Below are 334 nucleotides of genomic sequence, written 5' to 3' on the forward strand. Positions count from 1 at the left end.
AGCCTGTGTTTCTTCTGTGTAGTATGTGCCACAATCTGTAATGATACCCTGAGGTTTCCCAAATCCATAGGCAGGTTGCCTACAACGAAAAACACTCCTGCGATGCCTGTATAGCTGATCTTGTAGCCGTTTACAATCTGCAGGGTGCTTCCTGTCTTTTCTTTTTTTGCACTTTTTAAAAGATTCGATATTCCTTCACTTCCATAATTGACCCACATGTCATTCAGACTGTGCCCCTCGGGAAGTTCCACTATTGAGAGTGGAACATCGGGTCTGATCTCCTGCATTTGTAATCTGATCTTTTCCATTTTCTCACCGCTTAAAGATTATTATT

At 41.9% G+C, this 334-nt stretch carries 1 pseudogene; it reads right to left on the reverse strand.

Annotated elements, in window-relative coordinates:
* A pseudogene (locus tag J3495_RS19065) lies at positions 1 to 308 on the reverse strand (hypothetical protein); the annotation flags it as partial.
* Positions 309 to 334: the final 26 nt, after the last annotated feature.

Origin of the sequence: Flavobacterium geliluteum (assembly GCF_017948595.1) — a bacterium.
GTDB classification, from domain to species: domain Bacteria; phylum Bacteroidota; class Bacteroidia; order Flavobacteriales; family Flavobacteriaceae; genus Flavobacterium; species Flavobacterium flavipigmentatum.